Raw genomic sequence first — 8,521 nt, forward strand, 5'->3', positions numbered from 1 at the left:
AAGCCGGCTCCCACAGGGCTGAAATACGGTGACTTACCTGTGGGAGCCGGCTTGCCGGCGATAGGGCCGCAACCGATCAACCGACTACCCGCTGCATCCGCACGAAGCATTCATCCTCGCCCATCTCGACGAACCCATGGCGCAGGTACAGCTGCCGCGCGGGATTGCTCTTGAACACCATCAACCTCAGCAACGGCAAGCGCCGCTGCCCTGCCCAATCGGCCAGCTGCTCCAGCACCCAGCTGCCCACACCCCGCCCACGATGCTCCGGCGACAGGTGCAGCTCGCGGATGAACAGCGCCTGCCGGTCCTGGCTGAGGCTGCAGAAACCGAGCAGGGTTTCCCCCTCAACGATCAGCCACTGCTCGCGCCACCCCCACGCCTGGTCGAACGCCTCCTCGATCCACAGCAGGTCGAACTCACGGTAATAGGGCAGCATCGCCCGACGCGTCAGGTCACGGGCGAACGTGCAGTGCCGGTCGCTGGCGGGCTTGAGCTCAAGGGGCATAACACACCGGCGAACTGCCCGGCCCGCGCCGCTCCCATTCTTCTTCGAGCCACGCGGCCAGCACCTGGGCATTGTTGTGCTCGGTATCCTTGCCGGCATAAAGCAGGGTCAGGTCTCCCTTGGCCATCAGGTCCAGCAGGGCATACCAGTGCTCGGGATGTGCCGCGAGCTCCTGCCGATAGCGCTGGGAAAATGCGGCGAAATCCACCTCCCCCTGGTGAAATGCCTTGCGCAATTCAGTCGACGGCGCCACCTCGCGCAACCACTGGCCATGCAGCTCATCCTTGCGCTTGTTGCGCGGCCAGAGGCGATCGACCAGCACCCGCTGGCCATCGCCTTGCCCGACCGCGTCATAGACACGCTTGCAGCGAATCATGGGGTTCTCCTGCCTTTACCACTCGTCTTGAGCCTAGGTAATTCATTGACCGAGGTCACGTCCCGGAAACGATTTGTTTCTATGCTGACAGCCTTCGGCACCTTCGCCTGAAGCCACTCGGAGCCACCATGGCAACCCAGTCACTGGCCAGCCAGCCGCTACTGGTCGACCGCGATTCCCGCCCGCAGCTTTCGCACAAACCCGGGCGCGCCACGCTTTTTCTGTTCTTCGGCCTGCTCGTGGCCGGCATCGCCTACACCGCCTGGAGTCTCAAGCAGGACGTCAGCGCCAGCGGCACCGTGATTACCACGGTCACCCCGTTTCTTCTGTTGGGCCTGGCGCTGCTGATCGCCCTGGGCTTCGAATTCGTCAATGGTTTCCACGATACGGCCAATGCCGTGGCCACGGTGATCTACACCCATTCGTTGCCGGCGCCGGTGGCGGTGGTCTGGTCAGGGCTGTGCAACTTTCTTGGTGTGCTGCTTTCCAGCGGGGCAGTGGCGTTCGGCATCATTGCGCTACTACCGGTGGAGCTGATCCTGCAGGTGGGATCCACGGCGGGGTTCGCCATGGTCTTCGCCTTGCTGCTGGCCGCGATCATCTGGAACCTCGGTACCTGGTGGCTGGGCTTGCCGGCGTCGTCCTCGCACACCTTGATCGGCTCGATCATCGGCGTGGGCGTGGCCAATGCCTTGATGCACGGGCGCGACGGCACCAGCGGGGTGGACTGGAGCCAGGCCAGCAAGGTTGGCTACGCCCTGTTGTTCTCACCGTTGATCGGTTTCGCCTGCGCGGCCCTGCTGCTGCTGGCCCTGCGTGCGCTGGTCAAGCGCAAGGAACTGTACCAGGCGCCTGAAGGCCGCACGCCCCCTCCCTGGTGGGTACGTGGCGTATTGATCCTCACCTGTACCGGTGTTTCCTTTGCCCACGGCTCCAACGACGGGCAAAAGGGCATGGGCCTGATCATGCTGATTCTGGTCGGCACCTTGCCGATGGCCTACGCGCTGAACAAGACCATGCCCAGTGAGCAAGCCCTGCAGTTTTCCGCCGTGGCCGAGGTAACCCGCCAGGCCTTGGTGCGTACCGACCCACGTCCGCTGCCGGGGGACCCGCGCCTGGTGCTGACCGCCTTCATTTCCCAGCCCAAGGCCGACCCGCAACTGGTCCCTGCCCTCGCGGCCCTGACCGGCATGATCGGCGAAGAAGTCAAAGGCTACGGCTCGCTCAAGCGCATACCGGCCGAAGCCATGGCCAACGTACGCAACGACATGTACCTGACCAGCGAAGCGATCCGCTTGATGGACAAGCACGAGCTGGTCGCCTTCGATGCCGACACGCGCAGCCATGTGCAACTGTTCAAGACTCAACTGGACGACGCCACCCGCTACATCCCGCTGTGGGTCAAAGTGGCCGTGGCCATTGCGCTGGGCCTGGGGACCATGGTCGGCTGGCGGCGCATCGTGGTGACGGTGGGCGAGAAGATCGGCAAGACCCACCTGAGCTATGCCCAGGGCGCTTCGGCTGAAGTGGTGGCGATGTGCACCATTGGTGCGGCGGACATGTTCGGCTTGCCGGTGTCGACCACCCATGTGCTGAGTTCCGGGGTAGCCGGGACCATGGTCGCCAATGGTTCGGGGATTCAGAAGCGAACCTTGATCAACCTGTTGATGGCCTGGGTGCTGACCTTGCCGGCCGCGATGCTGCTGGCGGGGAGCCTGTACTGGCTGCTGAACCAGATTTTCTAGGCTGCAAATGAAAAACCTGTGGGAGCGGGCTTGCCCCGCGAATGCGATGGTGAATCCACTGCAGCATTCGCGGGGCAAGCCCGCTCCCACAGGTTCAGTGTCGCCTGATCAACCCGGGACTTTCAGGCCGCGCTGCACCGCCGGTCGTTCGAGGAACACCGCCAGCACCCGCTGCACTTCCTTATATTCATCGAACCCCACCAACTCCCGCGCGTTATAGCGCTCCACCAGGTTGCGCACCCAGGGGAAGATGGCGATGTCGGCAATGCTGTATTCGTCGACCATCCACGCTCTACCCTTCAAGTGTCGATCCAGCACACCCAACAGGCGCTTCGACTCGTTGACGTAACGATCACGCGGGCGCTTGTCTTCATATTCCTTACCCGCGAAGAAGTGGAAGAACCCGACCTGCCCGAACATCGGCCCGATGCCGCCCATCTGGAACATCAGCCACTGGATCGTCTGGTAGCGGGTGGCCGGGTCCTGGCTGAGCAGTTGCCCGCTCTTCTCGGCCAGGTACTGCAGGATCGCGCCCGACTCGAACAGCGGCAGTGGCTTGCCGCCCGGCCCATCGGGGTCGAGAATCGCCGGGATCTTGTTGTTGGCGCTGAGCGAGATGAATTCCGCGCTCAGCTGGTCGTCGTTGTCGAAGCTGATCTTGTGCGGCTCATAGGCCAGGCCGATCTCCTCGAGCATGATCGACACCTTGACGCCATTGGGCGTGGGCAACGAATACAGCTGCAGGCGCTCGGGGTGTTTCGCCGGCCATTTGCGGGTGATGGGGAATGCGCTGAGATCGATCATGGTCAACCTGTGCCAGGGATTGGGAAGTTGTCACTCTAGTGACATCCCGCACGGCTGACCATCACCTGCCTGTCGTCAGCTCGCCTGGCCATGCGCCTTGAGCTTGAGCTTTTCGGTATCGACGCGTACGAACACCGAGTCGGCGCTGACGGTGAGCACATCGCCTGCCCAGACCTCGCAGAGCACGCGGGTCTTGCGCCCCACCTCGCCCTCGACGCGTGCCTTGAGCAGCAGCTCGACACCCATTGGCGTGGGCTTGAGGTAGTTCAGGCCCAGGCTGCCGGTGACGCAGTCGATACGCGGCAGGCTGCCGGGCTCACGGCCCTCGGCGCGGTAATGGTAGGCCATGGCCGTCCAGTTGGAGTGGCAATCGACCAGCATCGCCAAGAGGCCGCCATAGACCAGGCCGGGCCAGCCTATAAAGGTGCTGTCGGGAGAGTGCCGGCACAGCAGGTGAATACCATCGGCGTCCCAGTGGCTTTGCAGGTGCAAGCCGGAAGGGTGGGAGCAGCCGCAGCCGTAGCAGGTGCCCTCGGGGGCAGCGAGGGCCTGGAGGGAGAGAATCGGGTCGTTCATACGCTTCCTGTGCTTGTTGGAATGAGGGGCGCGCAACGCCCCCCATTAAAGCAGAAAGCTCAAGCCGTCTGCGCAACCACCTTGCCGCCCTTCTGGGTCAGCGACACCAGCAGGATGAACAACGTGACCCCAGCCGTCATCAGCGTTTCGTAACGGTAGGCATCACTGAACAGCATGTAGCCCAACACCATCACGATGGTGCCGATCACCAGCCAGGTCAGCCACGGGAACAGCCACATCTTCAGCTCCAGCGGCCGCCCTTCGCGATCGGCACGGGCACGCATGCGCAGCTGCGACACGGCGATTACCAGATACACCAGCAAGGCGATGGCGCCGGTGGTGGACAACAGGAAGCCAAACACCTTGCCGGGGAACACATAGTTGACGAAGCAGCCGGCGAAGCCCGCCAGGGTCGAGAGGATGACCGCCACGGTCGGTACGCCCGCGCCGGAAATACGCTTGGTCATGCTCAGCGCCTGGCCGCGAGCGCCCAGGGAATACAGCATCCGCGAAGCCGTGTAGAGGCCCGAGTTCATGCAGCTGGTCACGGCCACCAGCACCACCAGGTCGACCAGCAGCTTGGCGCCTGGCACGTTGAGCACTTCCAGCACCCGCTGGAACGAGCCCACTGCCTTGAGGGCCGGGTCGTTCCAGGCCACCAGCGACACCACCAGGAAGATCGACGCCAGGTAGAAGATCGCGATGCGGTACACCACCAGGTTGGTGGCGCGGCGGATCTTGTCTTTCGGGTTGGCGGTTTCATCGGCCGCGATGGTCACGATCTCCGCACCGAAGAACGAGAAGATGGTGATCAGCACGCCACCGAGCACGGTGCCGAAGCCGTTGGGCATGAACCCGCCGTTATCCCACAGGCGGCTCACACCGGACACCTCGGCCAGCGGCCAGAAGCCGAATACGGCCAGGCTGCAGACGCCGATGAAGGCGATGATGGCGATCACCTTGACCAGGGCGAACCAGTACTCGAACGCACCGAAGTTCTTCACGCTGACCAGGTTGGTGCCCGACAGCAGGAACATGATCAGGAAGGCGAACAGCCAGGACGGCACGCCGGGGAAGTAGGCGTGCAGGATATCCGCGCCGGCGATGGCCTCGACCGGGATGATCAGTACCCAGAACCACCAGTACAGCCAGCCGATGGTAAAGCCCGCCCAAGGGCCGATGGCTTCGGAGGCATAGGTGGAGAACGAGCCGCTGTTGGGGTTGGCGATGGCCATTTCGCCGAGCATGCGCATCACCAGCAGCACCAGCAGGCCAGTCATGGCGTAGGAAATGAGAATGGCCGGGCCAGCGGTGGCGATGGCGTTGGAAGAGCCGATGAACAGGCCGGCACCGATGATGCCGGCAATGGAAATCATGGACACCTGACGCGACGTCAGGCCGTGCTGCAGGGAACGCTGTTTCTTGTTGTCTAGCGAAGCCATGGAGAACCCTCGAATGGGTCGGCCGCCACACGGACGGCTGAAAAAGTTGGAGCAGAATTCTTGTAGGTGTGTTGCTCTTTTTTCTTGTTCTGAAGTTGCCGGCTGTGCACTTACCTCCTCTTCACATCACCGGTTGTAATCGTTGATCCAGGTCAGTATTAATCTATAGGCGCGGGTCAACAAACGACCTTTTCGAAGCACATGATTCCATTCGGGAATGAACTTCTTCCTTTTTTGCTCGGTAAACCCTTGCCATGTCAAAACGCCTGATGCCCTCGACCACCGCCTTGCAGTGCTTCGAAGCCGCCGCACGCCACCTGAGCTTCACCCGTGCGGCACACGAGCTGCACCTGACCCAGAGCGCCGTCAGCAAGCAGGTCGCGCAACTGGAGGAGATGCTCTCGCACTCCCTGTTCCAGCGCATTCGCCGGCGCCTGCACCTGACCCCCGCCGGCGCCCTGTACCTGACCGAGGTGAACAAGATCCTGACCCAGATCGACATCTCCAGCCGCTACATCCTCAGCTACGGCGACGAGACCGAAGTGCTGCGCATCGCCACCCAGCCGACCTTCGGCGCACGCTGGCTGGTGCCCAGGCTCAAGGGTTTCGGTGATCGCCACCCACGCATTCACCTGGACATCCGCAACGAACTGGAGCCGTTCGACCTGGTACAGGCCAAGGCCGATATCGCCTTTTTCTTCGGCCAGGGCACCTGGCCGGGGGCGACCTGCATCGAGTTGTTCAGCGAGGAGGTGGTGCCGGTGTGCGCCCCGCAGCTGAGGGCCGCGCACCGTTTCGACAGCGCCCAGGCGCTTACCGAGCACCGCCTGCTGCAGTGCGCCTCGCGGCCGGAAGCCTGGCATGAATGGTTTCTTGGCTTGGGGCTGCACAGCCAGAACAGCTACCACGGGCCCCGCTTCGACACGTTCTACCTGTGCATTCGTGCAGCCATCGCCGGCTGCGGCATTGCCCTGATTCCGCGCTACCTGGTGGCCGAGGAGCTGAGCGAAGGCAAGCTGGTGGTGGCCTGGGACCACCCGGTGGCGAGCAATGGACGGCACTTCATCGCCCATGCCGAACATGCGGCGCAGGTGCCGAAGATCAGGGCTTTCGTGCAGTGGATTCGCGAGCGGGTGGCCGAGGGCGATTGACAGCGTCTGCACTGGCCTCTTCGCGGGGCAAGCCCGCTCCCACAAGAATCACCACTGAAGCTGAAAGCTGTGGCGTACTTTGTGGGAGCGGGCTTGTCCCGCGAAGAGGCCAGCACTGAAAGATCAAGAATCCAGGGAATGATCGCAATCAAATAATTCGTTTGCGGAATAATACCCGGGCGCGCTTCGATATTAAAAACTCGAACAAGGTCTGCGTGCCCCATGAACCAGGAAAGTATCAGTCAATCCATTGCCATCGTTCACCCGATCACACTTTCCCATGGCCGTAACGCCGAAGTCTGGGATACCGACGGCAAACGTTACATCGACTTCGTCGGCGGTATCGGCGTGCTCAACCTGGGCCACTGCAACCCGGCCGTGGTCGAGGCCATTCAGACCCAGGCCGCGCGCCTGACCCACTACGCCTTCAACGCCGCCCCCCACGGCCCTTACCTGGCGCTCATGGAGCGTCTGTGCGAATTCGTCCCGGTCAGCTATCCGCTGGCCGGCATGCTCACCAACAGTGGCGCGGAAGCGGCGGAAAACGCCCTGAAAGTCGCCCGCGGCGCTACCGGCAAGCGCGCCATCATTGCCTTCGACGGTGGTTTCCATGGCCGCACCCTGGCCACCCTGAACCTCAACGGCAAGGTCGCCCCCTACAAGCAACGGGTCGGCGAACTGCCAGGGCCGGTCTACCACCTGCCCTACCCCAGCGCCGACACCGGCGTTACCTGCGAGCAGGCACTCAAGGCCCTGGAGCGGCTGTTCAGCGTCGAGCTGGCCGTGGAAGACGTGGCGGCGTTCATCTTCGAGCCGGTGCAGGGCGAAGGCGGCTTTCTCGCCCTCGACCCGGCGTTCGCCCAGGCGCTGCGGCGCTTCTGCGACGAGCACGGGATCCTGATCATCATCGACGAGATCCAGTCCGGCTTCGGTCGTACCGGCCAGCGTTTCGCCTTCCCGCGATTGGGAATCGAGCCTGATCTGCTGCTGTTGGCCAAGAGCATCGCGGGCGGCATGCCATTGGGTGCGGTGGTCGGGCGTCAGGCGTTGATGGCGGCCCTGCCCAAGGGTGGCTTGGGTGGCACCTACTCGGGGAATCCGATTGCCTGTGCGGCAGCGCTGGCGAGCCTGGCGCAGATGAGCGACGAGAACCTCGCCACCTGGGGCGAGCGCCAGGAGCAGGCCATCGTCAGCCGTGTGGCGCGCTGGCAAGGTACATACCCAGGGATCGGCCGGTTGACCGGGGTCGGCGCCATGCGCGGTATCGAGTTCGTCAATGCCGACGGCAGCCCGGCACCGGCACAATTGGCCAAGGTGCTGGAGACGGCGCGGGCCAAGGGGTTGCTGCTGATGCCCAGCGGCAAGGCGCGGCATATCATCCGCCTGCTGGCACCGCTGACCACCGAAGCCGAAGTGCTCGAGGAAGGCCTGGATATCCTCGAGCAGTGCCTGGCTGAGCTGGGTTGAAGCTTACAGGCCCAGTTCTTCCGGGGTGAGCATGTCGGACTCGAAGGCGATCCAGCCGCCTTCGAGTTCGGCGTGGCCATTGACGATCGGGCCATAGTAGGTCAGGCCGTTCTCCAGGGTCACGCAGATGTGCGTGGCGGGCTTCTCGGGTGCCGCGAGCGTACCGACGAAATGCACCTTCTTCAGGGTTTCGGTCACCGCTTCGAGGCCGACACGCATGCTGGGATTCTCGGAGGCCTCGATATCGCCGCCACGGTCTTCGGCGCTGATGGTCACGGTGGCGGTGTACGGGTACTGGGTGCTCAAGCGGGGTTACCTCAGGTGTTGGATGCAGGCTTGCGGGCGCGTAGAGTACGGCAGCCGTGCTCCGTTGTCTCTACTGGCCTCATCGCCGGCAAGCCGGCTCCCACACCGATCGGGTCAACACTGGAGAACTTTGTGGGAGCCGGCTT

General features: G+C 63.3%; 9 protein-coding genes. 3 read left to right on the plus strand and 6 right to left on the minus strand.

From position 1 onward, the window contains the following. Window positions 1-76 precede the first annotated feature (76 nt). Together PMI38_RS01785 and PMI38_RS01790 are read right to left on the minus strand one after the other, a co-directional pair. The gene (locus tag PMI38_RS01785; protein WP_008089882.1) at window positions 77-508 is read right to left on the minus strand and encodes a GNAT family N-acetyltransferase; all 432 of its coding nucleotides are present in this window, start codon (window positions 506-508) and stop codon (window positions 77-79) included. Next, the gene (locus PMI38_RS01790; RefSeq protein ID WP_008089884.1) at window positions 498-884 is read right to left on the minus strand and encodes a DUF488 domain-containing protein; all 387 of its coding nucleotides are present in this window, start codon (window positions 882-884) and stop codon (window positions 498-500) included. Before PMI38_RS01790 ends, PMI38_RS01785 begins: the two co-directional genes overlap by 11 nt. Window positions 885-1,012: 128 nt before the next feature. Here PMI38_RS01790 and PMI38_RS01795 point away from each other — a divergent pair, with 128 nt between their 5' ends. Beyond that, window positions 1,013-2,629 (plus strand): inorganic phosphate transporter, encoded by a 1,617-nt coding sequence (locus PMI38_RS01795; protein WP_008089886.1) that lies wholly within the window; start codon window positions 1,013-1,015, stop codon window positions 2,627-2,629. A 108-nt stretch (window positions 2,630-2,737) separates the two neighbouring features. On the opposite strand, the gene PMI38_RS01800 is transcribed toward PMI38_RS01795, so the two are convergent. From PMI38_RS01800 to PMI38_RS01810, 3 genes are all read right to left on the minus strand, one after another. Next, complete coding sequence (locus PMI38_RS01800) at window positions 2,738-3,433, minus strand: glutathione S-transferase N-terminal domain-containing protein (RefSeq protein ID WP_008089888.1); 696 nt, start codon at window positions 3,431-3,433, stop codon at window positions 2,738-2,740. A gap of 75 nt (window positions 3,434-3,508) precedes the next feature. Beyond that, complete coding sequence (locus tag PMI38_RS01805) at window positions 3,509-4,009, minus strand: PaaI family thioesterase (RefSeq protein WP_008089889.1); 501 nt, start codon at window positions 4,007-4,009, stop codon at window positions 3,509-3,511. Window positions 4,010-4,068: 59 nt separating this feature from the next. Then, window positions 4,069-5,451, minus strand: coding sequence for an amino acid permease (locus PMI38_RS01810; RefSeq protein ID WP_008089891.1), 1,383 nt, complete (start codon window positions 5,449-5,451; stop codon window positions 4,069-4,071). A 254-nt stretch (window positions 5,452-5,705) separates the two neighbouring features. On the opposite strand from PMI38_RS01810, the gene gcvA reads away from it, so the two are divergent. Both gcvA and PMI38_RS01820 read left to right on the plus strand, forming a co-directional pair. Then, window positions 5,706-6,602 (plus strand): transcriptional regulator GcvA, encoded by an 897-nt coding sequence (gene gcvA / locus PMI38_RS01815; RefSeq protein WP_008089892.1) that lies wholly within the window; start codon window positions 5,706-5,708, stop codon window positions 6,600-6,602. Between the two features lie 222 nt (window positions 6,603-6,824). After that, complete coding sequence (locus PMI38_RS01820) at window positions 6,825-8,069, plus strand: 2-aminoadipate transaminase (protein ID WP_008089894.1); 1,245 nt, start codon at window positions 6,825-6,827, stop codon at window positions 8,067-8,069. A 3-nt stretch (window positions 8,070-8,072) separates the two neighbouring features. Here the strand turns inward: PMI38_RS01820 and PMI38_RS01825 are convergent, their stop codons facing one another. Next, window positions 8,073-8,375, minus strand: coding sequence for a hypothetical protein (locus PMI38_RS01825; RefSeq protein ID WP_008089896.1), 303 nt, complete (start codon window positions 8,373-8,375; stop codon window positions 8,073-8,075). Between the last annotated feature and the right edge of the window lie 146 nt (window positions 8,376-8,521).

Origin of the sequence: Pseudomonas sp. GM84 (genome assembly GCF_000282535.1) — a bacterium.
Taxonomy (GTDB): domain Bacteria; phylum Pseudomonadota; class Gammaproteobacteria; order Pseudomonadales; family Pseudomonadaceae; genus Aquipseudomonas.